Source organism: Glutamicibacter sp. JL.03c (assembly GCF_025854375.1).
Classification (GTDB): Bacteria; Actinomycetota; Actinomycetes; order Actinomycetales; family Micrococcaceae; genus Glutamicibacter.
Genome location: NZ_CP107575.1, coordinates 2,161,013 through 2,187,596, shown reverse-complemented (window position 1 = coordinate 2,187,596; position 26,584 = coordinate 2,161,013). Strand labels below are relative to the sequence as shown.

At 58.2% G+C, this 26,584-nt stretch carries 19 protein-coding genes; 17 read left to right on the top strand and 2 right to left on the bottom strand.

Annotated features, from left to right (window positions below; genetic code table 11):
* Window positions 1–59: 59 nt before the first annotated feature.
* From OF385_RS10055 to OF385_RS10035, 5 genes are all read left to right on the top strand, one after another.
* Window positions 60–677: a hypothetical protein gene (locus OF385_RS10055; RefSeq protein ID WP_264275260.1), complete on the top strand. Its 618-nt coding sequence runs from the start codon at window positions 60–62 to the stop codon at window positions 675–677.
* A 170-nt stretch (window positions 678–847) separates the two neighbouring features.
* Window positions 848–1,429 carry a hypothetical protein gene (locus tag OF385_RS10050; RefSeq protein WP_264275259.1) on the top strand — a complete coding sequence of 194 codons (582 nt, stop codon included), beginning with the start codon at window positions 848–850 and terminating at the stop codon, window positions 1,427–1,429.
* Window positions 1,429–2,676, top strand: coding sequence for an AAA family ATPase (locus tag OF385_RS10045; protein WP_264275258.1), 1,248 nt, complete (start codon window positions 1,429–1,431; stop codon window positions 2,674–2,676). The genes OF385_RS10050 and OF385_RS10045 overlap by 1 nt, the downstream gene beginning before the upstream one ends.
* 125 nt (window positions 2,677–2,801) lie before the next feature.
* Window positions 2,802–7,595, top strand: coding sequence for an NAD-glutamate dehydrogenase (locus OF385_RS10040; RefSeq protein ID WP_264277896.1), 4,794 nt, complete (start codon window positions 2,802–2,804; stop codon window positions 7,593–7,595).
* Window positions 7,596–7,604: 9 nt separating this feature from the next.
* The gene (locus OF385_RS10035) at window positions 7,605–9,092 is read left to right on the top strand and encodes a sensor histidine kinase (RefSeq protein ID WP_264275257.1); all 1,488 of its coding nucleotides are present in this window, start codon (window positions 7,605–7,607) and stop codon (window positions 9,090–9,092) included.
* 73 nt (window positions 9,093–9,165) lie between these two features.
* Here OF385_RS10035 and OF385_RS10030 read toward each other — a convergent pair whose 3' ends face one another.
* On the bottom strand, window positions 9,166–11,070 hold the full coding sequence (locus OF385_RS10030) for a LysM peptidoglycan-binding domain-containing protein (protein ID WP_264275256.1): 1,905 nt from the start codon (window positions 11,068–11,070) through the stop codon (window positions 9,166–9,168).
* 207 nt (window positions 11,071–11,277) lie between these two features.
* On the opposite strand from OF385_RS10030, the gene OF385_RS10025 reads away from it, so the two are divergent.
* Entirely contained in the window at window positions 11,278–11,631 is a 354-nt protein-coding gene (locus tag OF385_RS10025) for an Rv2175c family DNA-binding protein (RefSeq protein WP_022876567.1), read from the top strand.
* A gap of 106 nt (window positions 11,632–11,737) precedes the next feature.
* Here the strand turns inward: OF385_RS10025 and OF385_RS10020 are convergent, their stop codons facing one another.
* Window positions 11,738–12,844 carry a polyprenyl synthetase family protein gene (locus OF385_RS10020; protein ID WP_264275255.1) on the bottom strand — a complete coding sequence of 369 codons (1,107 nt, stop codon included), beginning with the start codon at window positions 12,842–12,844 and terminating at the stop codon, window positions 11,738–11,740.
* Window positions 12,845–13,003: 159 nt separating this feature from the next.
* Between OF385_RS10020 and dinB the strand changes: the two genes are divergently transcribed.
* From dinB to ftsW, 11 genes are all read left to right on the top strand, one after another.
* The gene (dinB, locus tag OF385_RS10015; protein WP_264275254.1) at window positions 13,004–14,170 is read left to right on the top strand and encodes a DNA polymerase IV; all 1,167 of its coding nucleotides are present in this window, start codon (window positions 13,004–13,006) and stop codon (window positions 14,168–14,170) included.
* A gap of 182 nt (window positions 14,171–14,352) precedes the next feature.
* Window positions 14,353–14,736 (top strand): DUF3040 domain-containing protein, encoded by a 384-nt coding sequence (locus OF385_RS10010; protein ID WP_264275253.1) that lies wholly within the window; start codon window positions 14,353–14,355, stop codon window positions 14,734–14,736.
* 548 nt (window positions 14,737–15,284) lie between these two features.
* Window positions 15,285–15,698: a division/cell wall cluster transcriptional repressor MraZ gene (mraZ, locus tag OF385_RS10005; RefSeq protein WP_022876563.1), complete on the top strand. Its 414-nt coding sequence runs from the start codon at window positions 15,285–15,287 to the stop codon at window positions 15,696–15,698.
* Window positions 15,699–15,869: 171 nt separating this feature from the next.
* Window positions 15,870–16,862, top strand: a complete 993-nt coding sequence (rsmH, locus tag OF385_RS10000; protein WP_264275252.1) for a 16S rRNA (cytosine(1402)-N(4))-methyltransferase RsmH — start codon at window positions 15,870–15,872, stop codon at window positions 16,860–16,862.
* 1 nt (window position 16,863) lies between these two features.
* Window positions 16,864–17,643 (top strand): hypothetical protein, encoded by a 780-nt coding sequence (locus tag OF385_RS09995; RefSeq protein WP_264275251.1) that lies wholly within the window; start codon window positions 16,864–16,866, stop codon window positions 17,641–17,643.
* A 70-nt stretch (window positions 17,644–17,713) separates the two neighbouring features.
* Window positions 17,714–19,531, top strand: a complete 1,818-nt coding sequence (locus tag OF385_RS09990) for a peptidoglycan D,D-transpeptidase FtsI family protein (protein WP_264275250.1) — start codon at window positions 17,714–17,716, stop codon at window positions 19,529–19,531.
* On the top strand, window positions 19,525–21,117 hold the full coding sequence (locus tag OF385_RS09985) for a UDP-N-acetylmuramoyl-L-alanyl-D-glutamate--2,6-diaminopimelate ligase (protein WP_264275249.1): 1,593 nt from the start codon (window positions 19,525–19,527) through the stop codon (window positions 21,115–21,117). The genes OF385_RS09990 and OF385_RS09985 overlap by 7 nt, the downstream gene beginning before the upstream one ends.
* 50 nt (window positions 21,118–21,167) lie before the next feature.
* A complete protein-coding gene (locus OF385_RS09980; RefSeq protein WP_264275248.1) occupies window positions 21,168–22,625 on the top strand; it encodes a UDP-N-acetylmuramoyl-tripeptide--D-alanyl-D-alanine ligase in 1,458 nt (485 codons plus the stop codon).
* A complete protein-coding gene (gene mraY, locus OF385_RS09975) occupies window positions 22,622–23,725 on the top strand; it encodes a phospho-N-acetylmuramoyl-pentapeptide-transferase (protein WP_022876557.1) in 1,104 nt (367 codons plus the stop codon). Before OF385_RS09980 ends, mraY begins: the two co-directional genes overlap by 4 nt.
* Window positions 23,707–25,251, top strand: coding sequence for a UDP-N-acetylmuramoyl-L-alanine--D-glutamate ligase (gene murD / locus OF385_RS09970; protein WP_264275247.1), 1,545 nt, complete (start codon window positions 23,707–23,709; stop codon window positions 25,249–25,251). The genes mraY and murD overlap by 19 nt, the downstream gene beginning before the upstream one ends.
* A 118-nt stretch (window positions 25,252–25,369) precedes the next feature.
* Window positions 25,370–26,539 (top strand): putative lipid II flippase FtsW, encoded by a 1,170-nt coding sequence (gene ftsW / locus OF385_RS09965; RefSeq protein WP_264275246.1) that lies wholly within the window; start codon window positions 25,370–25,372, stop codon window positions 26,537–26,539.
* The last annotated feature ends 45 nt before the right edge of the window (window positions 26,540–26,584 follow it).

The window sequence follows — 26,584 nt, the reverse complement described above, 5'->3', positions numbered from 1 at the left end:
ACACTCCTTTAGGTGTCTTTCAATAGCATTTGATAGCATTTGATAAAGATAATGACACTTTGAAGTCTTTTTGTGAAGAGCTGTTGGAAGAAGAATTTGTCTCGTACAGTTGGCATATGCGCTGGGATTCACTTTTTGATGATCTTGAGGCACAACTTGCCGAACAACACCGTGCTCAATTGCGAGATGAAATCGCCGAGAACACCAGGATCGAGCGTGCGGCTGCTGAGCTTGGCGAGAGTTTATTGCGCTTCCGCGGGCAAGAGATTTCAGTCAATTTGGTCGGTCGCACCGAAATTCGCGCACTGCTAGGCCCGTGCGCGACTGACTATTTCTGCCTTGAATCTGAATCCAACCAATGGATTGTCCGCTATCAATCAGTCGAATCCATAGCCCCGCCGCTTGCGCCCGGATCAATATCCACAGAAAGCCAACAAGGAAAGGCCATCCGGTTTTCAGCAGTCATCCGTGCTTTGCTGCGCGACAGGGCCCGTTGCCGCATCCACGGGTTGCAGGGCCAAGCGCTCGCGGAAGGAACACTGAGCCAGGTGGGCAAAGACTTTCTCGTGATTGGGGTACACCAACGCGACGAATACGTGCACTCGAACGGGCACAGACCCCAATTATTGATCCCCCTGGGATCATTAGGCTGGATCATCTCCACGGCGCTAAATTAGTCCACACCATGTAAAAGGGTCTTTTCTACTGAAGGAACTTGTCGTAGGCTCACCATCCATAAGCACATTCGCCGGTGGAAGGTTGAGCCACGATGAGTGAACAAGTCCTCCAAGAGATGCGGTCGGTAAAGGCGGCTAGAATCAGACGCCCAGGGTGGAAGGATCCGCGCTTGGCCCTTGGTGCCGTCCTTGTCGTCGCCTCAGTCGCCGGAACCATGTATCTCGTCGGTGAAATGCATGAAACCACCACCGTCTACGTTGCTCGCTCCAATATCACCCTAGGCGAGCAACTCACACCGGAAAACATGAAAACGCAAGAGGTCCAACTCGGCGAGACGGCAGGACGATATCTGGACCCGGCCTCGGACATCAATGATCTGGCTCGTGCAAACACCTTCATCAGCGCCGGCGAACTGATCCCGGTGACTTCCGTGACGCATAGCGACCTCGGGTCTCGACGCCCCATCAACATTGAACTCCCTGCCGATCTGACCTCGTCAATTGGACCGGGAAGTTTTGTGGATGTGTGGATCGCCAATCGGGAGTCCGGAGGCAACACGTACGGAGTGCCAGAAAAGCTTTCCTCCATGGTCGAGGTCGCAGCCCGCGTGGAAAGCGGCGGGGGACTGGTCGATAGGCAAGGAACCAACCTCGAACTTCTAGTGGAACCGAATCAACTCGAGCCGTTGCTGCAAGCGCTGGCCAACGAATCCCGGATCATCGTGATCTACAACCCTGCCGGAGCCAAGTAATGAGCATCTCCGTCATCGTTTTAGGCGATCAAGAATCGATCGTTCGCCAGATTGAGGGCTATCAGGGCGAACTGATTGTCACCCGGGTTTGTTCTGATATCGCAGAAGCCGTCGCGGCAAGCCTCACGGCGGTGGCCGACGTACTGCTCGTGGCCGATGCTGAGCAAGTGCCTCCCATGGAACAGATTGATGAACTCATTGGCCAGGGCACCGCTGTTGTCTATTTGCTGGACAGCTATGCAGACATCAGCCCGCTGCCTGATGTGCTTCAGCTCCCCGCAGATATCGCCATGTCCGACCTGGAGCAACGAATCACCGCGACTGTTCATTCTTTGCGAAAACCTGATTCGCTGTCACCCAACGAGAACCATGACCCTGTAGCAACAGAATCCAAAAACCAAGGCAAGATTGTTTGCTTCTGGAGTGCCCCGGGGTCACCGGGACGAAGCACTATCGCCCTCAACTTCGCCGTGGAAGCAGCCGCTGCCGGCCAATCAGTGGTCCTATTGGACGCCGACACCTATGCCGCATCGATTTCGATCCAATTGGGTCTAATGGATGAATCGGCCTCGGTTGCGCAAGTATGCCGCATCGTCGATTCAGGAAGTACTGACATCGGCCGGCTCAACGCCGCGTGCTTGCTGGTCCAAGTGGGTGAGGCAACCATCCGCGTGGGAACAGGCATCCCGCGGTCCAGCCGTTGGCCGGAGGTGCGGGCGTCTGCGCTGCGTCGGGCCACAACGGTCTTTCGCGACCACTATGATCTCGTCGTCCTCGATGTCGCTCCGCATATCGCGATGGATGAGCAACTGAGCTTCGATACCCAAGCGCCACAGCGCAATGCCGTGACTGTCGAGATGTTGCGGTGCGCTGACGAAATTTTCATGGTGGTCAAATCCGACAGTATCGGCATTCCGCGAGCACTGCGTGCCATCGACGAGTTGGAAGAAGCCCAGGTCGGTTTGCACCCGAAAATCATCTTCAACAGCGTTAGCCCCTCCAGCAGCGGACGGAGCCCGAAGCGCAGACTCATTGAAGCGTGGGACCGCTTTGGTCCAATGCACGACATCGTTGGCTTTCTGCCTAATGACAGCCCGGTATGCAGTGCGTCAGTGTTAGCAGGGAGCCCTTTACTCGAGATAGCGCCTAAAAGTTCATTGCGTACGGAAATCCAGTCGTTGGCCGGCATAAAATCCACGGATTTACCCAAGAAACGGGTTAGCCGTCGATTTAGCCAGTCTGCATGAACTGAAGGCGCAAAAAACGGGTAGGGTTGATTAGACTAGTGACCCGCAACGGCGCGGGTACATCGAACTTTGTTCTTGGAGGCGTTCAGTTGAACTCGTCGGAATCCAGCATGTCAGAATCATTCATGGATGCGACTCTCACCCCAAAATTGGTGAGCGAGTACTATAGCCAAATTGCGACTGAGGACGTGGCAGCCTACCGGCCAGACGAACTCGATTCTCGCGTGGCAGCACACCTAGAAATCGGCTACGAACGCGAAGCGGAAAGCCCCAACGTCGCCATTACGCGCAACAACGGAATCTCGGTGGTGCACATTGTCACCGATGACATGCCCTTCTTGGTTGATTCCGTCACTGCAGCATTGGTCCAGCTCAATTCGCCAATCCAGTTGGTCGTCCACCCGACGTTCGTGGTCTCGCGCAAGTCCGATACCGGCGAAATCGTGAAGATCAGCCATGCCGGCCTGCAGCACGTTGCAAGCGGCGACACGGCCGCGTTGTCGGACTTGAGCACACTCATTTCTGCAGGAACCGAAACTCACGTCGAGTCCTGGATTTCCGTTGAACTTGCGCGCGAGCTCAGCGACGAGCAGGCGCAGGCATTTGTTGAACGCTTGTACAGCGTGCTGGCCGATGTGCGCATCGCAGTCAAGGATTGGCCGGCCATGTTGGATCGTGCCAAGGATATTGCCCGGACCCTGCCGCAGACCGCGCATGCAGAACAGATCGTCGAGCTCCCGCAGGCCGCCGAATTGCTGGACTGGATGGCCGACGGCCAATTCACCTTCCTCGGCTACCGCGAATACGACCTGGAATCAGTCAACGGCGAAGACGTCCTGGTTGCGCGCTCCGGCAGCGGCTTGGGGCTCATGCGCGACCTGGAATCCCAGGGTCCGCAGCACCTGACCAAGCGCGGACGCATCACCGCCCGCGACAAGAGCGCGCTGATCATCACCAAGGCGAACGCCCGCTCGACTGTCCACCGCGGCGTGTACTTGGACTACGTGGGTGTGAAGAGCTTCGATGCCAACGGCGAAGTGAATGGCGAACGCCGTTTCATTGGCCTGTTCTCATCGAGCGTCTATACTTCGAGCGTCAAGACCGTTCCGGTGGTCCGCGAAAAGGTTCAAGCTGTCTTGAAGAGCACCGGCTTTGCCGCGAACTCGCACTCCGGCAAAGACATCACGACGATTCTGGAAAGCTACCCTCGTGATGAGATGTTCCAGATCTCCGTCGAAGATCTCACCAAGACCGCTCTTGGCATCCTGCGCTTGCAGGAGCGCCGACGGACCTCCGTGTTCCTCCGCACCGACGACTACGGGCGCTTCGTCACGGCCATGGTCTTCTTGCCTCGCGATCGCTTCTCCACGGCCGTTCGCTTGCGCGTTGAGAAGGAACTCACGGACAGCTTCAATGCCGAATCCATTGAATATGAAGCCCAGCTTGGCGCCGGCGCCCTGGTACGTTTGTTCTACCGCCTGCGTCTTCAGCGCCACGGCCTGATTCCGGTCGTTGACCGCAACCGACTGGAAGATCGAATCGCGAAGGCCGTGCGCTCATGGTCGGACGCGATTGTTGATACCGCCCGAGCGAGCCTGGAACTCGGCGACGCCAATACCCTGTCGAACGCCTGGTCCGAAGCCTTCCCTGCCTCCTACAAAGTCCAGTTCGAGATCGAAGATGCCCTCAAGGACATCGACCTGCTCTCCAGCTTGGGGGAGTCCGCCGAGAGCGGACCAATCGTTTCCTTCTACGACCCAACACCGGTTGACGAGGATTCGCCCGTCTCCAAGCGCATGAAGATTTTCGTGACCCAGCCGCTGTTGCTCTCACGCATCTTGCCGGTGCTCCAGGATCTGGGACTTCAGGTGGTGGACGAGCGCCCCTACGAGCTGAACCCCGAGGGCGTCGGCCAGCGCTACATCTACGACATGGGTTTGAAGTTCGACCAGGACATCGAATTCAGCCAGATCGAAGGCAAACTGGCCGAAGCCTACTGTGCCGTCGTTCGCAATGAAGCCGAGTCCGATAGCCTCAATGCTCTGGTGCTTCGCGAAGGCCTGTCGTGGCAACAGGTAGCGATGCTTCGCGCCTACGCGCATTACTTGCTGCAGCTGGGCGTTCCGAACTCCACCGGGTTCATTGCGAACACCTTGGTCGGCAACGCATCAGTCACCCACAGCATCGTGGAGCTGTTCCAAGCTACCTTTGATCCTGCGCTCAGGGCCGAAACCTCCGAGGCTGCTCGCGAGGAAGCCAAGTCGAAGATCACCGAAGCACTGGAAGCAGTGCCAACCTTGGACGCTGACACTTTGCTGCGTCGATTCGTCAAGGTCATCGAGGCAACCAAGCGCACCAACTACTTCACCGAGCACCAGGCCCTGGCCTTCAAGCTTGCTCCGGAGGAAATCGACTTCGCGCCGTTCCCTCGACCGAAGCACGAACTGTGGGTCTACTCGCCACGAGTTGAAGGCACGCACTTCCGTTTCGGTGCAGTGGCTCGCGGCGGTTTGCGCTGGTCGGACCGTCGTGAAGACTTCCGCACCGAGGTCCTCGGCCTGGTGAAGGCCCAGATGGTCAAGAACTCCGTCATCGTTCCTACCGGTGCCAAGGGCGGCTTCTACGCCAAGCAGCTTCCGAATCCGGCGCAGGATCGCGCAGCTTGGATGGAGGAAGGAAAGGGAGCATACAAGGTCTTCATCCGCACGCTCTTGCAGCTCACGGACAACATGGTCACCGATGGCACCGGAGAGCACATCGTTGCGCCGGAAAACGTCGTCCGTCGTGATGGCGATGATTCCTACCTGGTCGTCGCGGCCGATAAGGGCACTGCCAGCTTCTCCGATATTGCCAACTCGCTGTCCGCAGAAAAGGGCCACTGGCTGGGCGACGCCTTCGCTTCGGGCGGCTCAGTGGGCTATGACCACAAGGGCATGGGCATCACGGCCCGGGGCGCGTGGGAATCCGTGAAACGCCATTTCTTCCAGCTCGGGGTTGATACCCAGAGCGATGAGTTCACCGCCGTGGGCGTGGGCGACATGTCTGGCGACGTGTTTGGCAACGGCTTGCGCCGCACTTCGACGGTCAAGCTCGTCGCGGCCTTTGACCACCGTGATATCTTCCTGGATCCGAATCCAGATGCACAGGTAGCCTTTGACGAGCGCCAGCGCTTGTATGACTTGCCTCGTTCCAGCTGGGCAGACTACAACAAGGAACTGATCTCCGCTGGCGGCGGCGTGTACTCGCGCAGCCTGAAGTCGATCCCAATCAGCGCCCAGATTCGTGAAGTGCTCGGCCTGCCTGAAAGCACGCTCAAGCTAAGCCCGAATGAATTGCTGAAGGCTATCTTGTCGGCGCCGGTAGACCTGCTTTACAACGGCGGTATCGGCACCTACGTCAAGGCTTCCAGCGAAACCCACGGACAGGTCGGCGACCGCGCCAACGATGCGATTCGCATTGATGGACAAGACCTGCGCGCCAAGGTCGTGGGCGAGGGCGGCAACCTCGGCATGACCCAGCTGGGTCGTATCGAGGCTGCCCGAGAAGGTGTCCTTTTGAACACCGACGCCATCGACAACTCGGCAGGCGTGGATACTTCGGACCGCGAAGTGAATATCAAGATCTTCGTGGACCGCCAGATCGCGGCCGGCAACCTCACGCCTGATGAACGAACCGATTTCCTGCTGTCGATGACCGACAACGTGGGCGACCTCGTTCTGAAAACCAACTTCGAGCAGAACGTGCTACTTCTCAATGAAAAGCACGCTGCGCTCACGTGGGCACCAGCCTACGAGCGGTTGATGCAGTGGCTTGAATCGGCCGCTGATCTGAACCGCGAACTCGAATTCCTGCCAAGCACCCTTGAGCTGGAAGAGCGACGGTCATCGGGCGGGGCGATGACCACGCCGGAGCTTTCGGTCCTGGCCGCCTACTCCAAGATCCAGCTGGCCAACGCGCTGGCTGAATCGGATCTGGCCGAGGATCCCTACTTCGCTGAAACTCTGCGCCGCTACTTCCCGGAAAAGCTCGTTGAACGTTTCGGCGACCAACTGGAGAGCCATCCGCTGCGCAAGGAAATCATCGCAACGGTGATTGCCAACGACATCGTGAATGTCGGTGGCATTACCTACGTCTTCCGCGCCATGGAGGAGACCGGGGCCAGCGAGGTGCAGATCGCCAAGGTCTTCTGCGCGCTGCGTGAGATCTATGGCTTCGACCGCCAATTCGATGCGATCAACGCCCAGCCTGCCGGTACGAGCCTGAAGCATTGGGGCCGCCAGCATCACGATATGCGACGCTTGCTGGATCGCGCCACACGCTGGTTCATTAACCGTGTCGACGAGGAACTGCTGGTCACCGAGGCGATCACACGATTCCAGGACACGGTCACCGAGCTGCGTCAGGCCTTGCCTTCCATCCTGCGTGGCAACGACCTGGAACGCTTCAACGAATGGCGTGATGAGGCCTTGGGCTTCGGCATTCCAGAGCTGCGGGCCAGCATGTGGGCTACGCAATTCGAGTCCTACGCTTTGCTGGATATCGCCGAATACGTGCACCGCACCTCGATTGCACCAGCCAAGGTTGCTGAGACGTACTACGTTCTCTACGATCTGTTCGGCGTGGACAGCCTGCTGAACCGGATCACCAAGTTGCCACGTTCAGACCGCTGGCAGGCACTGGCACGCGCAGCAATGCGTGATGACCTGTACACCACCATTATGGATCTGACCGGGAATATCCTGGATGCCCATGGCGATATTGAGGATCCGGCAGAGCGTGTTGCTGCCTGGGAAGAGGCAAACGCGGCTAACCTAGATCGTGCGAAGACTATGTTTGAGGAAGTCAATAGCCTTGAACGCGACGACATGGCTTCCTTGTCCGTTGCGCTTCGCCTGCTGCGTTCCATCGTACGAAGGTAAACACCGCCAATGGCCCTCATCACCGAAGAACTACGTCAACGTGCTGCGCTAGCACCCGGTGATGAGGACTGGCTCCATCTCCTGGTGGGGGACTGGCAGTTGGTCTCAGACCTTGCCTTCTCCGACCTTGTGCTCTGGTTCCCCACCGGAGATGGCTCATATATCGCGCTAGCCCATGTCCGCCCTTCCACATCGCATACTGCGTTCCATAGCGATTTTGTGGGCGAGCGAATCCGCAAGGATCTGCGCATCATGGTCGATCGTGCATGGGAGTCGCTGCAGGTCCAGCGCTCGGCCGAGCAGGTCGGCAGCGACATCATCATGGGTTTGACCACTGTCCAAGCCATTCCGCTGGTCAGGCAGAATCGTCCGGTTGCCGTGATCACCTCGCACTTCGATCCGAACCAATCACGCACCCCGTCAAATCTGGAACTGGTGTATCGCCAGAGCGCCGATGATTTGCTCCAAATGGGCACTCAAGGCTTATGGCCTGAGTTCTCCAGCCCCACCGGATCCCGTCGGGGCGCGCCTCGCGTGGGTGACGGTTTCATCCGCCTGAGCGTTGACGGGGCCGTTGAATTCGCCAGCCCCAACGCGGTCTCAGGATTCCGTCGGCTCGGGGCCGCAGACGTGCTTCAAGGCCAGCCATTGTCGGATCTGACCATGGCGTTGGTCAGTGATCGACGTGTAGTGGACGAGACTTTGCCACTTGTTCTCCAGGGGAAGATGCCATGGCGCACTGAAGTGGAACACCGCGGAGTCACTCTATCGCTGCGCGCCATACCGCTGCGCAACGAATCCAAACGCTGGGGCGCCTTGGTCTTGTGCCGCGACGTCACCGAGCTTCGTCGTCGAGAGAAAGAGCTCGTCACCAAGGATGCGACCATCCGCGAGATCCATCATCGGGTCAAGAATAACCTGCAGACCGTAGCGGCTCTGCTGCGTATGCAGTCGCGTCGCATGCAGTCCGAAGATGGCAAGCAGGGTCTTGAGCAGGCCATGCGTCGCGTCTCAACCATCGCATCCGTCCACGATTTCCTTTCCAAGGGACTGAACGAGACGGTGAAATTTGATGATCTGATGGATCGCCAATTCAGGCTTATCGTTGAGATCGCTTCGCCGGAACAGCGGGTATCAACCCGCCGTGAAGGCGAATTCGGGATGCTTGACGCCGATTTGGCGACACCGCTATCGCTAGTGATCAATGAGCTTGTGACCAATGCAGTTGAGCATGGTCTGGCGCACCGCGATGGCGAAGTCTCTCTGGTGGCCGAGCGGTATCTGGGAACGGATCGGGCGGATTGGCTGCGTGTGGTCATCGAAGATGACGGTCACGGACTGCCTGAGGAGCCTCGCCGAGAAGGCTTGGGGCTTCAGATTGTACGGACCCTGGTCACGAGCGAGCTTTCCGGAGAAATCCGTTGGGAAGCGGGGGAAAAGGACGGCACGAGAGTCGTTATCGACATGCCGCTGGACCTAGAGCGCCGAAGCTCCTGACTCATTCAGCAATACTAAATACAGCGAAGGCCGGTTCAGCATGAGATGCTGAACCGGCCTTCGCGTACTTGCTTTAGCGGTAGTTCTTCATGTGCGCCTTGATGCTGGCCACATAGCGCTTGGTGTCTTCGTACATGCCGTACTTGTTGACGCCAGCCAGACCCTGGTAGTACGCCGCAATAGCGGTGTCCAGATCATCGGTGTTGTCCAAGTTGTAGGCGATGACTGCCACGCCAGCGACGACGTTATCCCGCGGGTTCAGGACATTGAGGTCCTGGCCGATACGGGAAGCGATCCAGTCACTTGTGCTTGGGAGGACCTGCATGACCCCTACGGCGTTGGCAGGGGAGACCGCACGCATGTTGAAGCCGGACTCCTGATACGCATGGGCCATAGCCAATGCTGGGTCTACGCCCATGCTCTGTGCTGTAGAGCGAACGAGCGCCTGCATTTCGGAACGGCCTGGGACGTCGATCGAGTCCAGGTAGTTCTTGTTTGCGTTGGCATCTCGAACAACGTGATCCGCATAGGTGCGACCCTCGAAGGTGTTGCCGATCTTGTCCTGCTTGACATCGCCGGTAGGGGCAACCGAAGACCCCGAAACCTTGAGCTTAGCGCCAATCTTCAGTGGGGTGCTGGCACTGAATTCAGGATTGAGATCCAACAGTGCCTTCAACGACATGTCATGCTTGGCTGCGATACCGCCAAGGGTATCGCCCGACTTGACGGTGTAGGTCGAGGTCTTGGCCTTCGGCTTGCTCGGGGTCTGGGACTTCGAGGATGAGGAACCGCCGGAGATCTTGATCTTGTCACCTGGGTAGATGCGCTTGCTCGAGGAAATGTTGTTGACCTTGAGAAGCTCCGAGAGGCTCATGCCGTGCTTGGCTGCGATACCGCCAAGGGTATCGCCCGACTTGACGGTGTAGGTCGAGGTCTTGGCCTTCGGCTTGCTCGGGGTCTGGGACTTCGAGGATGAGGAACCGCCGGAGACCTTGATCTTGTCACCTGGGTAGATGCGCTTGCTCGAGGAAATGTTGTTGACCTTGAGAAGCTCCGAGAGGCTCATGTCGTGCTTGGCCGCAATGCCGCTGAGTGTGTCGCCCGACTTGACGGTGTAGCTGGAGGTGCTCGACGAGGACGACTTCTTGTCCGAGGACTTGGAGTCGTTGCTCTTGGCCGAACCGTTGATCTTGAGCTTGTCACCAGGGAAGATGACCTTGCTGGCGGAGATATTGTTCTTGCTCAGCAGCGAGGACAGACTCATATTGTGCTTGACCGCGATGCTGCCCAGGGTATCGCCGGACTTGACCGTGTAGGTGGCGGATCCCGACGAAGAGCCCTTGCTCGTCGACTTCGATCCGGAATCGTGGCTGTCGGAGCTGGAGCCGTTGACCTTGAGCTTGTCGCCAGGGTAAATGACCTTGCTTGCCGAGATGTCGTTCTTGCTCAATAGCGACGACAGGCTCATATTGTGCTTGCCCGCGATAGCGCTGAGCGTATCGCCGTTTTTAACCGTATAAGTCTTGGTCCCTGCTGAACTGTGTTTCGTCGAGCCGTCCTTATCGGACTTCGAGCTTGATGACTTGCCCGAGACCTTGAGTGTCTTGCCGGCAATGATCACATCGCTCTTCAGACCGTTAAGTTTCTTCAGCTCCGCTACAGAAGTGTGGTATTCGACGGCGATACTCGACAGGGTAGCACCTGCAGGGATCTTGATTTCCTTGACATCGCGCTTTGCTGGAAGGCCGAGTGTTGATATGCGGGACGCGATCAAGTGCGCCTTGATCTGGTCTTCGGCGACCTTGATTGATTCCGGGGTGACGGCCTTGGCCAGGCTGCCTGAGGTTTTGGGGAAGGATACGGGGGCTGCCTGCGCAGCTGGTGCCAACGCGAGGCTACCAATGACCGCGGCTGGGATGGCCGCGCCTGCTACTACGCCTAACGCATGCTTCGAGACATGTTTGGATTCGTGGGGCATGGAGTCGATCCTCATATATACGGTGAAAATAACGGGCATTGCGGCACTGGTAACCCTAGCGGCTTACGTTCCTAGTGTTGTCTGTGATGCAATTGTTATCAAAGTGATACAAGGAAATTTACACTACTCCTGTGGCGCATGGAAACTGCTGTGGCGAGTTTTCCCAAAGTTTCTGCGGAGTTTGCGAATTTGTGGGAACCTTGAGTGGTGAAGGAATTCGTAGAACTCGTCGGCCAGTGGCTGACCCTGCCTGATGTGGCGGAAGAACTAGAAGTAGATATTCGCCGTGTGCATCGCCTACTCGATGAGCGCGCAATTATCTCGGTGCGAATCGGAGAACGGAATATCCGTTCCATCCCAGCTGATTTTCTCCAAGATGGCTCCGTTGTTGAAAGCTTGAAGGGAACCCTGTCGGTGCTGCTGGATGCTGGCTACTCCGACGAGGAGTCAATTTCATGGCTTTTTACCGAGGATGAATCCCTGCCGGGTACGCCGATGAACGCGTTGCGCTCAGGACGCAAAACTGAAATTAGAAGGCGAGCACAGGCACTGGCCTGGTAGGCCCATTCGTCTTATTAGCTGTTGCTAGAAAGGCAAAAAGGTCTCACCCAACCGAAGCGAATTCGGATGGGTGAGACCTTTTGTTATGAATTGATGTCTCTTGCTGTTACTTGGATCGCTTGGTCACCGCGTCGCTGAGCTGTTGAAGGCCCGCAACGGCGCGTGGGCTAATCGATAATTTTTCTAAGGCCTGCCGAGATTGCTCGGTGAGTTCACTAATACTGTGCTCTGTAGCCTCGAGTGCACCGCTGTCCCGAAGGATGGTGCTCAGGCGATCTACTTCCATAGCCGTCATGTCGCTCGCGCCAAGCCGCGTCTGGATGAACTCGCGCTCTTCTTCGGCCGATAACAACAGGGCATGGGCAATGAGTTCAGTCCGTTTGCCTTCCAGCAGATCCCCGCCAGTTGGCTTGCCAGTGATTTCGGCATCACCAAAAACTCCGAGGACATCGTCGCGAAGCTGGAACGCCTCGCCGAGGGGCAAGGCAAAGGCCGAGTAGCTCTTTAGCAACTCTTCGTCCGCGCTGGCTAGTGCACCGCCGAGCAAGAATGGATTTTCAGTCGAGTACTTAGCGGACTTGAACCGCACAATGGTTCGCGCACGCTTTACTGCTTCGCGTGGATCGTAGGAGGGTCCTGCGGATTCTTCGAGGACATCCAAGTACTGGCCCGCCATGACTTGGGTGCGCATCTGATTGAAAATGATGCGAGCTTCCCTGGGGAGATGCTCAATTTCGGAGAAAGCTTCTTCGCTTAAGGAGAGGCAAAGGTCGCCGGCCAAAATCGCACTTGCGCTACCGTAGGCTGCTGCGCTTCCCGCCAATCCCAGTTCGTGGTGCTGGGACTCAAAACGCTTGTGGACGCTCGGCTGTCCACGGCGCGTGTCGGAGTTGTCGATGATGTCATCGTGAATCAAAGCGGCCGCCTGGAATAGCTCAAGGGCTACGCCGAGTCGCACGATATCGGTAGAGTCCTTGTCGCCGCCGGCACCTAGGTATCCCCAGAATGCAAAGAGGGGACGCAATCGCTTTCCTCCCTTGGTCAAGGATGTGATCGCATTGACGATTTCAACTGCACTGGCGGTTATTTGTCCAACTTCTGCGGTTTTGGCGACCAAGAATTCTTCAAGCAACCGCGCGACTTCGGCGGTGTACGTTTGACTCAACTGGGAGGCCTCGGCCTCGAAGGATGGCAAAGAATTAGGCAGCGACATGCAAAATCATTTCGTTGGTAACTACGGCTCGTTGATTACAACTCTACCGGTGATTCGAGGGCAACATGATCCGCGTTGTTCTGATGATTGACAGGGAGAAAACCGAATATATATTCGAGTATGGTTGTGTTGTCCGATTTTTTGGTTCAGGAGGGGCAAATGGTGCAACGCGCAGTGCTGCATGTGGACATGGACGCCTTTTTTGTCTCCGTCGAGTTGCGCGATCGCCCGGAACTGGTCAACATGCCTGTTATTGTCGGGCATCCGGGCGGTAGGAGCGTCGTGCTCTCAGCGTCCTATGATTGCCGTGCCAGGGGCATTCATTCCGCGATGCCAATGAGCCAGGCGATGCCGCTGATGCCTGAGGCAACGATTGTGGCGCCGAGCCACGACAAATATGCGAAGGCATCAGAAGAAATCATGGCTTACTTCCGTACGATCACTCCGTTGGTCGAACAGGTAAGCGTGGACGAGGCATTTCTGGACGTGACAGGCAGCATGCGCAGGCTAGGTGGCCCTGTCGAAATAGGACAAGGGATTCGCGAGCACATACGTACGCAGATGGGATTGCCGGCTAGTGTAGGTATCGCGAAGAACAAATTCATCGCCAAGCTTGCATCTACGTATGCCAAGCCGGACGGAATGGCCGTGATTGCGCCAGAGCGAACTGGCGAGTTTCTCGAAGAGCTTCCGGTTTCAAAGATGTGGGGCGTTGGCAAGCGTACTGGAGAGCAGCTGCGCGCGCTGGGGATCGAGACTGTAGGACAGTTGTCCCGGGAACCTGAATCGAGGCTGGTGGCACGAATGGGCGAGCATGGCCGTTCCTTGCATCTGCTATCTCAAGGAATCGATGATCGTCCGGTGCAGGTGACGCGAGATGAAAAAAGCATTTCCGCAGAGCATACGTTCGCCGAGGACGTTTCAGATGTCCAAGTACTCGAGAGCGAATTGATTCGACTCAGTCATAGAGTTGCAAGGCGTTTGCGGGATCATGGCAAGGCCGCTGGGGGTGTCGGCCTGAAGATCAAATATCGGGATTTCACAGGCGTCACGCGTTCGAAAGCGTTGGGCGCCGCAGCGGACTCATCGGCAACAATTAGCGAAGCTTCCGTGTTGCTCTTGAGGAAGTTGCTGCCGTTAACGCAGCCCGTCCGCTTGATTGGGGTACGTGCTGAACGTCTAGAAGATCCTGATTTTGGGCTTCAGCTAAGCCTTGATCCTAAGGACGAGAAAGTGCGGGAGGCAGAACGAGTGGCTGACCTGATCGGACAGAAGTTTCCGCAATCTTTGGTGACTCCCGCTCGTTTTTTGCGACCGCCGGATTAAAAGTATTCTGTGAGCTAGGTGAGTATATGAGACCAGTGGTAAAGATCAACTGGCAGGCTGGGCTCAAATGAGACTATCCTAGTAATAAGGCTCATAAGAATCGGGGAACTTTTTCCTCTGACTCGGCGTTGAACCTAAGGACGGTAAACGACCGTCGAGTTTGCCATTGGAAGGAGAAGACGATGCCGCTATCGGAACACGAGCAGCGTTTGTTGGAGCAGCTTGAAAAGCAGTTGCATGAAGACCGTCGCTTCGCCTCTAGCATGAAGGGGCCGGCCAATGCGGGGCGCCTCTCTACGCGAAACATTGCGCTGGGCATTTTGCTGGTCATCGTTGGCCTAGCTGGCCTGATCTTCGGCATCTCGCAGCATGTCATCATTCTTGGCGTTATTGGATTCGCAGTGATGTTTGGTGGCGTCCTGTTAGCCCTGACCAAATCCGCTAGCGGAAAGGTCGGTCGCCCTGGTGGCAGTGGGCCGAAGTCCGCAACGAAGAATAATTCACAGTTCATGTCGAGCCTCGAAGAGCGTTGGAATCAGCGCAAGCGGGATCAGTCCGACAGCTGAACGACACGTATAGACATTGAGGTGTAGCCCTAGGGTTGCACCTCTTTTTGTGTGCCCAGCAGGTACTGCGCGTTTCGACGGATGATGGACCTTCGGGGCGTCCGTTGCCCACGAAGCCGGCATCAATTCCGGCGCATATTGAAGTGCCTGCTAGCCACCTTCCCCTGTTCTTATTCGATAGCGCGCGACACGCCTCGGGGCTCGTTGTCAGATTCTCGGGAGATTCCAAGTTTCGACCTCCACGGGGTAATTGGCCGCGCCCCCATTTTCCTCCCCGAAGCCCTCCACTTTCCACCACAGCAGCCAGATTTACCGAAAATCCGCCATATTTGGCTCAAGAATCTATGAAGTAATGCCCCTTGCCTGGCAAGCCCCACACGTTCCCTCCACCAGAACCTGGCGCAAGAAACCGCTAAATTTAGCCAATTTTTAACTCCAGACCCTCGCCAAACCCATGAAATCGCATTGACAGTGGGGGGTTGTGGAGTAAAGTGGAGGCAAGTAGAGAAGAGTGGGGCTTCCGGCCACTTCGCGGAAAGGCGGTGTGCATGTTCCTGGGAACGTACACGCCGAAACTCGACGAGAAGGGCCGCCTGATTCTTCCTGCTAAATATCGTGACGAGTTGTCCTACGGCCTGGTGCTCACTCGCGGTCAGGAACGTTGTATTTACGTTTTCAGCCAGCGGGAGTTCGAAAAGCAGCATGAACAGCTAGCCCAGGCATCTTTGACCTCACGACGAGCACGCGACTATGCACGTGTGTTCCTCTCGGGGGCCTCGGATGAAGTGCCAGACAAGCAAGGGCGCGTCACGATCCCGCAGGTGCTTCGCACTTACGGGGGCCTTGACCGTGAAGTGACAGTCATTGGTGCAGGTAATCGCATCGAAATCTGGGACACGGACGCTTGGCAGCAGTATTTGGACGAACAAGAGGACGTTTTCTCAGATACTGATGAGGACTGAGGTCGTCAGACCGAGGTTTAAACCGAAAACACATGATGTTGGGATGAGATCTCCAGCCACCTAGCGGGGAACATCATCTGGCTTCACTTCCCCGGAGCCAGAGGGCGGACCACCTCTTGGTTGGAGGGGGATCTGATCTCAACAACAGATCGAACAGCGAAAGGGGGCGCAGTGCCAAATCAGGATTCCCAGCGACCAGCATCCGAACGCCACGTTCCAGTACTTCTGGACCGTTGCGTCAATCTCCTCGCACCAGGTATCGAGCGTGCAAATGCTGAAGGCCGTCGGGCAATCGTGGTGGACTGCACCCTTGGAATGGGCGGACACTCAGAAGCCATTCTTCAGCGTTTCGACAACCTTCACCTCATCGGCCTCGATCGCGACGAACAAGCTCATGAGCTTGCCGGCGCACGCCTGGAGCCATTCGAGGAACGCATCGATTTGGTTCACGCTGTCTACGACGAAATCGCCGATGTAGTTGAAGACCTCGGATTCCCCGGTGTCGACGGAGTGCTGTTCGACCTCGGTGTCTCGTCCTTGCAGCTTGACGAGAGAGAACGTGGATTCGCATATTCCTACGACGCTCCATTGGACATGCGCATGGACACTTCAGTGGGTCCAACCGCCGAAGATCTGGTCAATGACCTGGAGCGCGACGACTTGTTGCGGATCATCCGCCAATGGGGCGAAGAAAAGTTCGCAGGACGAATCTCAACCGCCATCGTCGAAGCCCGAGCACAAGAACGAATCACGACCACCGCAGGACTGGTGGAAATTATTCGACGTGTAGTCCCAGCGGCAGCCGCTCGAAATGGCGGCCACCCAGCAAAACGCACCTTCCAGGCCCTGCGCATTGCGGTCAACGAGGAACTCGACGTGCTTGAGCGCGCGATTCCTGCGGCCATGGGGGCTTTGAACGTCGGTGGTCGGGTCGTCGTCATGAGCTACCACTCTTTGGAAGACAAGATCACCAAGAGGCACTTCGTGCAGGGTGCAACCTCTTCGGCACCTCCGGGATTCCCAGTGGAGCTGGAAGAACATAAGGCTGAATACAAGGTCCTGACCAAGGGCACTGAAAAGCCAAGCGAACAGGAAATTGCCGAAAATTCCCGTGCAGCCTCAGCTCGTTTGCGAGCTGTGGAGCGAGTGTTGAAGAGGAGCTAGGATGAGCCAACGAGCCCCGCGCCGCGTGCAGAAGATTGCAGCCGTGAACAACCAGCCAGTTGTCGACGGCAGCGCTGCACGAGCCTTGCGCCCCGAGCCCGTGCTTGCCAGCGAACTGCCCAAAGGCGAATCCCGCCAGCGAGTAACCCTGTCCTTGGTCCCTCGGATCAAGGCAACAAACCGCCGCTCCATGGTCACCATGTCGGCGATCCTGGTACTGCTGGCCTTCAGCGTCATCGTGACCCTGGTACTGCTCAACACGTCGGTCGCCCAGCGCCAGTACGACATCGTTTCGCTGCGCAATCAGGAACGCGCGCTGTCCCAGGAGAACCAGTCTTTGCTCAAGGAGGCACAGTCATTGGCTGCCCCCCAGGCGCTGGCTGCCAAAGCCAAGGATCTTGGCCTGGTTTCCCCCGGTGCTCCTGGCTTGATCAGCCTTTCCGACGGCAAGGTGACCCAGGAAGCCGAAGACGCTGTCAAGGCCAAGGACAGCAAGCAGGAATACGGAACCCTGCCATTGCCCGGTGATAGCGTCAGCGAAGGCGAGGGCACCCAGCAGAAGGCTGATACCGAAAAGTCGTCGACCCCGAAGACTACTGTGGGCAAGACCTCAAACGATGCCGAGAATAAGACTGAATCTTCCCAGGAATCGAAGGAAGGCGAAGTGAAGCCCGCAAAGAGCGAGCGTGAGGTCTCTGAAGACGGTCGCCCGATCTTCCAAGACTCGGAACTTAACGGCGGCACGATCCCGGCGCCAAGCACCAAATCCCCAGCAAATTAGCAAGACCTTTCTAAGCTAGATCTGAGCTAGCTGATACTGCTGGAAACCACGTTGAGGGAAAGTTAGGTTCATGGTGAGCTCGACGGCAATCGACACTGCGAAAAAGCGGATGCGCTTCGTACTGATTCTCTCAGTAACCCTGTTGGTGATCATCCTGGCCCGGCTCGTCTGGGTTCAGGGCATCAACGCGGCAACGGTAGCCAATGCGGCCCAGCAGAATCGTGAACGCGAAGAAGTCATCGCTCCAACACGCGGCTCGATCGAAGACCGCAATGGAACCATTCTGGCGGTATCCGTCGACCGCTATGATCTGGTCATCGACCAGCGTGAGCAGGACGATGATATCCGTCGTGCCAAGCGTGACGGCTCCAACGGCCATGAGCGCATCAGCTGGGACCAAGCCATCCAGGAACTCGCCGACGCGCTTGACCAGGATCCTAACGAGCTCGCCACCAAGGTGCGCCCGCAGGACGATGCCAAGCCCAAAGGCTACGTTGTCATCGCCAAGAGCGTGACACCAGAAGTGCGCAACGAAGTCCGTGAAATTGGCATTCCTCGGCTCTCATCCCTGCTGCGCAGCGAACGCCAGTACCCTCAAGGCGTGATCGCCGGCCCGCTGCTTGGCTTCGTCCGGAACTCCGAAGATCAAACCTCCGTGGTCGGCGCCGAAGGCCTCGAGCTCAGCCAGGAAGACCACCTGGCAGGTACCGCAGGCAGCCGCAAATACGAAATCAGCGCGGACGGCGTGCGTATTCCGGTGACCGAAGTCGAAGAAACTCCGGCGGTCAACGGACAGGACGTTCTGCTGACCATCGACTCTGACATCAACTACGTCGCCCAGCGTGCTGCAGAAAAGAAGCAGGCCCAATTCAACGCCGAGTGGGTCTCCGTGGTTGTCGAGGAGGTCAAGACCGGCAAGATCCTGGCCATTGGCGACTCCGCTGAGCTGGACCCCAACGACCCCGGCGCCACCGCACCGGAGTTCCGGCGCTCAACGTCGATCACTCGTGCCTTCGAACCAGGCTCGACCGGCAAGGCCCCGATCTTCGCGGCCGCCCTCGACCAGGGCGTCGTGAAGGCCACGGACGAGTTCACTGTTCCGAACAAGAAGACTTTCACCAAGGAAACCATCAACGACTCCTTGGAACACTCCACCTACGATATGACCGTGGCCGGCATCTTCGCCCGCTCCTACAACACCGGTACGGTGATGGTAGGCAATAAGATGAGCAAGCAGACCCGCTACGACTACATGAGGGCCTTCGGCCTGGGCACTCCCATCCAGGTGGGCCTAAATGGCGCCAGCGCCGGCCAGCTGGCGAAACCCGCAAATTGGGATCGCCGCCAGCAGTACACCACCATGTTCGGCCAGGGCTATTCGCAGACCGTGCTGCACACCGCGTCCATCTTCCAAACCATCGCCAACGGCGGCGTTCGCCTCTCGCCAAGCCTGATCGAAGGCTATCGGAACGAGGACGGATCGGTGACAAAAATCCCCGATCCTGAAAAGAAGCGCGTGATCAAGGAATCCACCTCCAAGGAAATGCTGAAGATCATGGAATCCGTGGTCGACTACGGCACCGGTTACAAGGAAGCCATCCCCGGATACCGTGTCGGTGGCAAGACCGGTACCGGCCAGGCCGCCAGCGCCAAGGGCTACGACGGCTATACTTATTCATTTGCAGGTGTAGCTCCATTGGAAGATCCGCAGTTCGTTGTTGTGGCGACGATGTACCGTCCAAAGGGCAACTGGAAGGACTTCTCGGTAGCTGACACGTTTACCGACGTGATGAGCCATACGCTCAACACATTCAATGTGCCTCCGAGCACAACAAAGTCAGAGGCGTATGACGTCTTTGTAGGTAAGGAACAAAAGAAATCTTGGTAGCCCAGAATCCCGGAACCCCACGTGAGTTGGAACGGTACCTTCGTCCAGAGAATTTGGCCGGTGTGGGTTTCGATCAGGTATGCGGCGCGGTTGGTGCCGTGCGAACTGGAACACAATTCAACGCGACTCCGCAGATCCTCGGCGTCAGCTTGAACCCGCAGGTCATCCAGCCCGGCGATGTCTTCCTGGGCATCTCTGGCGCCAAGCGGCACGGGGCCGAGTTCGTGGACACCGCGATTTCCAATGGTGCCCTTGCCATCATCACTGACACCGCTGGCTTGGACTTCCTCCCTGAAGAACTCTCAATCCCGGTGGCAGTCGTGGCCGATGTCCGCAAGGCCGCAGCCCAGGTCGCGCAGACGGTCTATGGCACTGATCAGCGCAGCCCGCAGCTGTTTGCCGTCACCGGAACCAACGGCAAGACCACCACGACTTTCATGATTCGTGCGATTCTCGAAGCGATCGGAGAAGAAACCGGCTTGATCGGCACGATCGAGATGTCAGCACGCGGGCAGATCATCCCGAGCGTATTGACCACGCCGGAATCCACCCAGCTCCACGGAGTCCTTGCGCGCATGGCGCAACAAGATGTGAATTCTGTGGCCATGGAGGTCTCCAGCCATTCCCTGAGCTACGGACGCGTTGATGCCCTGGACTTCAAAGTCTCCGGCTACACCAACCTGACCCAGGACCACTTGGACCTGCACGGGACCATGGAAGACTACTTCCAGACCAAGGCGCAGCTGTTCACCGCGGAACACAGCCAATGCGCCGTCGTCGTGGTCGATGACCCCTATGGCGCTCGCCTCGCCGAGCATGCGCAGATCCCCACCCAGTCGCTGAGCCTGGACGAGAACAATGAATTAGCCGACTGGCGTGTCACCGATTTGGCGCACTCCGGGCTCGGCCACAGCTTCACGCTGCTGAACCGCGATGGGCGGGCGCTGCGCACCCGAACGGCACTGCCGGGCAGGTTCAACGTGGCCAACGCCGCGTTGGCCACGATCATGGTGCTTGCCAGCGGCGTAGAACTCCAAGCATTGCAAGCGGCCCTCGATGCCAAAGACCCATTGTCTGTCGCTGTTCCGGGACGCATGCAGGTGGTAGCCCAGTCGCCGGTTGCCGTCGTCGATTTCGCCCATAACTCCGATGCGCTGGCCAAGGCGCTGGATTCCATCCGCCCGGGTGCCGAGGGGCGCCGGATCGTGGTCTTCGGGGCTACCGGCGAACGTGACAAGACCAAGCGCCCTGATATGGGTGCGGTAGCCGCACGCCATGCAGATATCGTGATTGTCACCGACGATGACCCGCATGGCGAAGCCCCTGGACCGATCCGCGAACAAGTTGCCGCCGGCGCACAGGGAGTGATCGACGCTGAACGGCCCGATACCCAGCTATTCAACATCGCGCCACGCGCCAAAGCCGTGGAATTCGCTGTGAGTTTAGCGCAGTTGAATGATGCGATCCTGGTTGCGGGCCGCGGACATGAAGTCAGCCAAGACGTTGCGGGAATTGATGTCGAACTCGACGATCGTGTGGAACTAGCCAATGCCCTAAAACTTCATGGATTTGTGACCAATTCCTAGACGGCACAAGACCACGATCACCACCGCTCAAGTGTAAAGTCCTTAATGCCATGATTGAACTGTCTTTGACTGACCTTTTGAAGATCACCGGGGGAGAAGCGACGGCGAGAGCCGCTTCCGACACGGTGGTCACTTCTGTGACCACGGATTCCCGTGAAGTCACCGCGGGCTGCCTGTTTGTAGCCAAGCCCGGCGAATTTTCCGATGGACATGCCTTCATCGATAAAGCCCTGGCCGCCGGCGCAGTGCTGGCCCTGGCCGAACGGCAGACCTATAACGATGACCGCGACGTGCACCCTGCCATCATCGTCGACGACGCTGTTGAAGCCATGGGCAAAATCGCAGCGCACATCGTCGAGTACCTCAAAGCCAAAAACGACGCCAAGGTCGTGGGCATCACCGGCTCTGCCGGTAAAACCACCACCAAGGATCTCTTGGCGGGAATCCTTTCCCGGGTGGCACCGACGGTTTCGCCCATCGGTTCCTACAACGGCGAGGTCGGCGTCCCGCTGACCGTCTTCAACGCCACCGAAGAGACCAAGTTCTTCGTGATCGAAATGGGCGCGACCGGAATCGGCCACCTGACCTACCTCACCGACATGGTGCACCCCCACGTTGGCGTCGTGCTCTGCGTGGGCACCGCGCACGCCGGGGAATTCGGCGGAGTCGAGAACATCGAGAAGGCCAAGGGCGAGCTCGTCGAGGCGCTCGATGCCAGCGGCATCGCCATTTTGAACGCGGAGGATTCCCGCGTCGCGCGCATGGACTCGCGCGCCACCGCGGAAGTCCGTTTCTTCGGCTCCGGGGAGCAAAAGCCAGAACGCGCAGGGGTTTGGGCCAGCGACGTCGTCGTTAATGGCTCCGGCCAGCCGCAGCTGACCTTGCAGTTCCCCGACGGCTACAGCCAGCGGATCACCTCGGGGCTGCTCGGCCGCCACCATGTCAGCAACATCCTCGCTGCCGCCAATGCCGCCTATGCGTTGGAGATCAGCCCGCAGCTCATTGCCGATAGCCTGGAAGGCCAAAAGGCCAACAGCCGTTGGCGCATGGAGCGCACTGAACGTGCCGACGGCGTGAGCATCATCAACGACGCCTACAACGCCAATCCGGAATCCATGCGTGCGGCCCTGGTGACACTGGCCGAGCTGGGCCTTGGCGAGGACGGTGCACCTGGCCGCCGAACCTGGGCTGTCCTGGGTGAAATGCTGGAGCTTGGCGACAAGAGCATCCACGAGCATGATTTGCTCGGACGCATGGCCGTCCGAATGAACATCAAGAAGCTTGTTGTGGTTGGCCGGGGAGCCAAGCCAGCATATAACTCTGCAGTACTTGAAGGCAGCTGGGGAGACGAAGCCTTCTACGTGGAGAGCGTGGACGAGGCCCGCGACCTGCTGCAAAAGGAACTCCAGCCAGGCGACATCGCCTTGTTCAAGTCCTCTAATGGGGCCGGTCTGCGCTTCCTCGGCGACGACATCGCAGCGTTCGTGAAGGAAGGCGAAGACGCGTGATCGCATTGATCCTGGGTGCAGGTATTGCCCTTGTACTAACCATGGTGGCCATGCCGCTCTACATCAAGCTCCTGACCAAGAAGCAGTACGGCCAGGTCGTGCGTGATGACGGTCCGAACTCCCACGCGGTCAAGTCAGGCACCCCCACCATGGGCGGTGTCGTCTTCGTGCTGGCGGTCTTCGTCGCCTACTTCGCGACCCATGGAGTCTTGGCCTTGATGGGACGTTCCTCCTCGGGCATCACTGCCACCGGCCTGCTGGTCCTGCTGCTCTTTGGCGGCATGGGATTGGTCGGATTCCTTGATGACTTCATCAAGATCTTCAAGAAGCGTTCGCTGGGCCTGCGCGCCTGGCAGAAGATCGTCCTGCAGGCCGTCATCGGCATCAGCTTCGCCGTGCTGGCACTCCAGTTCCCTGACGAGCGTGGCCTGACTCCGGGATCCACCGCGATCTCCTTCCTGCGCGACAGCAATATCGATCTGGCGTTCGCCGGGCCAATGCTGGGACTCATCCTGTTCGTCATCTGGGCGAACTTCATCGTTACCGGCACCACCAACGCAGTGAACCTCACCGATGGACTGGATGGCCTGGCCACCGGTGCCTCCATCATGGTTTTCGGCGCCTACACCCTGATGGGCATCTGGCAGCAGAACCAGGCATGCTCCAACAGCAATTCCCTTGATGTCTGCTACTCGGTGCGCGACCCCCAGGATCTGGCCTTGCTCGGCGCCACCCTGTCCGGTGCATTGATTGCCTTCCTGTGGTTCAACGCCAAGCCTGCCAAGATCTTCATGGGCGATACCGGCTCGTTGGCCATCGGTGGCGCGGTTGCCGCCTTCGCGATCCTTTCGCGCACGCAGCTGCTGCTGGTCGTCATCGCCGGCCTGTTCGTGATCATCTCCCTGTCGGTCATCATCCAGGTGGGCTACTTCAAGCTCTCCGGGGGCAAGCGCGTGTTCAAGATGGCACCGCTGCAGCACCACTTCGAGCTCTCGGGCTGGTCCGAGGAAAACGTCGTTATCCGCTTCTGGATCCTAGCCGGCCTCTTCGTGGCCGCCGGACTGGGACTCTTCTACTCTGAATGGGTTGTCGCACTGTGAGCGCAGATGCCAAGAACGTATTGGATTCGCTAACCAGCTGGGATGCGGACTGGAAAGGCCTGCGCGTCGTGGTCGCGGGACTGGGGCTGTCCGGGTTCTCCGCCGCCGATACGCTGATTGAACTCGGCGCCATCGTCACCGTCATTGATGGCAAGAATGATGAGCTGAACCAGCAGCGCGCAGAGACGTTGAAGATCGTCGGGGCTCACCAGGTGCTGCTGGGGACCGAGAATGTCCGCAGCCTCCCGCAGGTCGACGGCCAGGAGGCCCAGCTGGTGATGGTCTCGCCGGGCTGGAATCCGCGCCACCCGGTCATCGCCGAGGCCGCTGAAGCGGGCATCGAGATCTGGAGCGACATCGAACTTGCTTGGCGCGTCCAGAATCGCGCCGGGCACACCGCTCCGAAGTGGCTGGCGATCACCGGCACCAACGGCAAGACCACTACCGTGGGAATGACCGAGTCGATCCTGCAGGCCGCTGGCCTGAAGGCCATCGCCGTAGGCAACGTCGGCACCCCGATCCTGGATGCGGTCCGCGAACCGGTGGATTACGACGTCTTCGCCGTTGAGCTCTCAAGCTTCCAACTGCACTACACCCACAGCATTTCACCGGTGGCCTCCGTGGTATTGAATATCGCCGAGGATCACGTCGACTGGCACGACGGCTTCGAGAACTACAAGGCAGCCAAGGCGAAGATCTACGAGCGAACCCAGATCGCGGCAATCTTCAACGCCGAAGAAGAGACCACCATCCGCATGGTTGAAAATGCCGACGTGATCGAGGGCTGCCGCGCCATCGGTTTCACCACCGATTCCCCGGCGGTATCCATGATCGGCGTGGTCGAGAGCCTTCTGGTGGACCGCGCCTATATCGAGGATCGCAAGACCACTGCGGTCGAACTGATTCCGCTGGACCAGATCGGCGAGATCGTCCCTCGCCACACTGCCGCCAACGCCGCCGCTGCGGCCGCGCTGACTCGTGCCTATGGGGTCGAGCCAGAAGCCATTGCCCGGGGGCTGAGCGGATTCGACGCCGGGGATCACCGCATCCAGGCGGTAGCCCGGAAGAACGACATCCTCTGGATCAATGACTCCAAGGCCACCAACCCCCATGCTGCCGACGCTTCGCTGGCAGCCTTTACGCGCGTCGTATGGATTGCCGGCGGCCTGTCCAAGGGCGTGGACTACGACGAGCTCATCGCCAAGCACGCCCACCGGCTGGCGAAGGTGCTGCTGATCGGCACCGACACCGCAGGCCTGGTCGAGTCCCTGGCTGCCAAGGCGCCCCAGGTGGAGGTCATCAACATCACCGCCCAGGCGCAAGCCGCTGATGGCACTGCACCTTCCGGTACGCAGGTGATGACCCGCGCCGTGTACAAGGCCGCAGAGATTGTACAGCCCGGGGACACCGTGCTGATGGCGCCGGCCGCAGCTTCCATGGATCAATTCAGCTCCTATGCCCAGCGTGGCAACGCATTTATCAGCGCCGTCAGTGATCTGATGGATAGAGCTGGCGAAGGCAACTAGGCAACCGTTTACCAATCAGATGACACCGAGGCAGGAGGCACCTATGGCGATGAAGCATCAACGACCGCCTAGGGGCGCCAGCAAAAAAACTCCTTGGTTCGCCAGGTTGATCGGCAGCGTGGAAAACGCCAGCGCTCGCATGGCTTCGATGGACTACTGGCTAGTCGTTGTGGTTTCCGTAGTGCTTGCGATCTTCGGCGTGCTGATGGTGCAGTCATCTGCTTCGGTTGAGGCCATTGCCAAGGGTAAAGACGGATTCACTGTCGCCTTGTCGCAAGCGATGTTTGCCGGCATCGGAATAATTTGCATGCTCGGGATGCAGTTCATAAAACCCGAGAATCTGAAGAAGCTCGCCTGGTTGTCGGTGATCGCGGCATTCCTCCTGCTGTTCCTCGTCGCCTTTACCCCCCTTGGGCATACCGTCCTCGGCAACCGCAACTGGATCAAGATCGGCCCTGTTGGCCTGCAGCCCAGTGAGTTCGCCAAGCTTGCCCTGGCAGTTTTTGCGGCGTTCATGCTTGAACGGAAACAGCACCTGCTGCATGAGATCAAGCACCTGGTCGTTCCGGTGGTGGCGCCGGTAGGTACTGCGATCGTTGGCCTCGTGGTTATCGGCAAGGACGTTGGTACCGCGCTGGTGCTGCTAATGATCATTGCGTCGGCGATGTTCCTCGGTGGCATCCGCATGAAGTGGCTAGCAGGTTTCGGTGCAGTTGGACTGGTCGGCTTGGCCGTGGCAGTCATGGGATCTTCCAACCGACGCCAGCGCGTTTTGGCCTGGCTGGATACCGACTGCGGCCCCAGCGACCAGTTGTGCTACCAGGCGAGCATGGGCCTGCACGCTTTCGCCTCGGGCGGTTGGTTCGGTGTGGGTGCCGGGCAGTCGCGCATGAAATGGTCGTATGTGCCAGAAGCGCAGAACGACTTCATCTTCTCTATTTTGGGCGAAGAGTTCGGCTTGATCGGCGTCTTGTTCGTGCTGGTGATGTTCATCCTCCTGGCTCTGGCAATGTACCGAATCGCCCTTCGCGCCAGCGATCTGTACACCAAGGTCCTCATGGGCTGCTTGATGTCGTGGGTTATCGGCCAGACGTTCGTCAACCTCGGAACCGTGACCGGTGTGCTTCCCGTCATTGGTGTGCCGCTGCCATTTATTTCATCCGGCGGTTCAGCCATGCTGGCCATCATGCTGGCCATGGGCTTTGTCCTTTCGTCAGCCAGGGCCCAGAAGCTCGCTTTTGATACTTCGCTAGAGAAGATCACCCCTAAGCCAAATAACGCAAAGTAGTGTGTGGCCTTCACACGCTAAGTGAAGTTGTAGCCCTTCGAATCG

Coding starts and splice junctions, on each gene's coding strand:
- OF385_RS10045 (WP_264275258.1), top strand. CDS start 1,429: ATGAGCATCTCCGTCATCGTTTTAGGCGATCAAGAATCGATCGTTCGC.
- OF385_RS10040 (WP_264277896.1), top strand. CDS start 2,802: ATGGATGCGACTCTCACCCCAAAATTGGTGAGCGAGTACTATAGCCAA.
- OF385_RS10035 (WP_264275257.1), top strand. CDS start 7,605: ATGGCCCTCATCACCGAAGAACTACGTCAACGTGCTGCGCTAGCACCC.
- OF385_RS10030 (WP_264275256.1), bottom strand. CDS start 11,070: ATGCCCCACGAATCCAAACATGTCTCGAAGCATGCGTTAGGCGTAGTA.
- OF385_RS10020 (WP_264275255.1), bottom strand. CDS start 12,844: ATGTCGCTGCCTAATTCTTTGCCATCCTTCGAGGCCGAGGCCTCCCAG.
- dinB (WP_264275254.1), top strand. CDS start 13,004: ATGGTGCAACGCGCAGTGCTGCATGTGGACATGGACGCCTTTTTTGTC.
- OF385_RS10010 (WP_264275253.1), top strand. CDS start 14,353: ATGCCGCTATCGGAACACGAGCAGCGTTTGTTGGAGCAGCTTGAAAAG.
- mraZ (WP_022876563.1), top strand. CDS start 15,285: ATGTTCCTGGGAACGTACACGCCGAAACTCGACGAGAAGGGCCGCCTG.
- OF385_RS09995 (WP_264275251.1), top strand. CDS start 16,864: ATGAGCCAACGAGCCCCGCGCCGCGTGCAGAAGATTGCAGCCGTGAAC.
- OF385_RS09990 (WP_264275250.1), top strand. CDS start 17,714: ATGGTGAGCTCGACGGCAATCGACACTGCGAAAAAGCGGATGCGCTTC.
- OF385_RS09980 (WP_264275248.1), top strand. CDS start 21,168: ATGATTGAACTGTCTTTGACTGACCTTTTGAAGATCACCGGGGGAGAA.
- murD (WP_264275247.1), top strand. CDS start 23,707: ATGGGTTGTCGCACTGTGAGCGCAGATGCCAAGAACGTATTGGATTCG.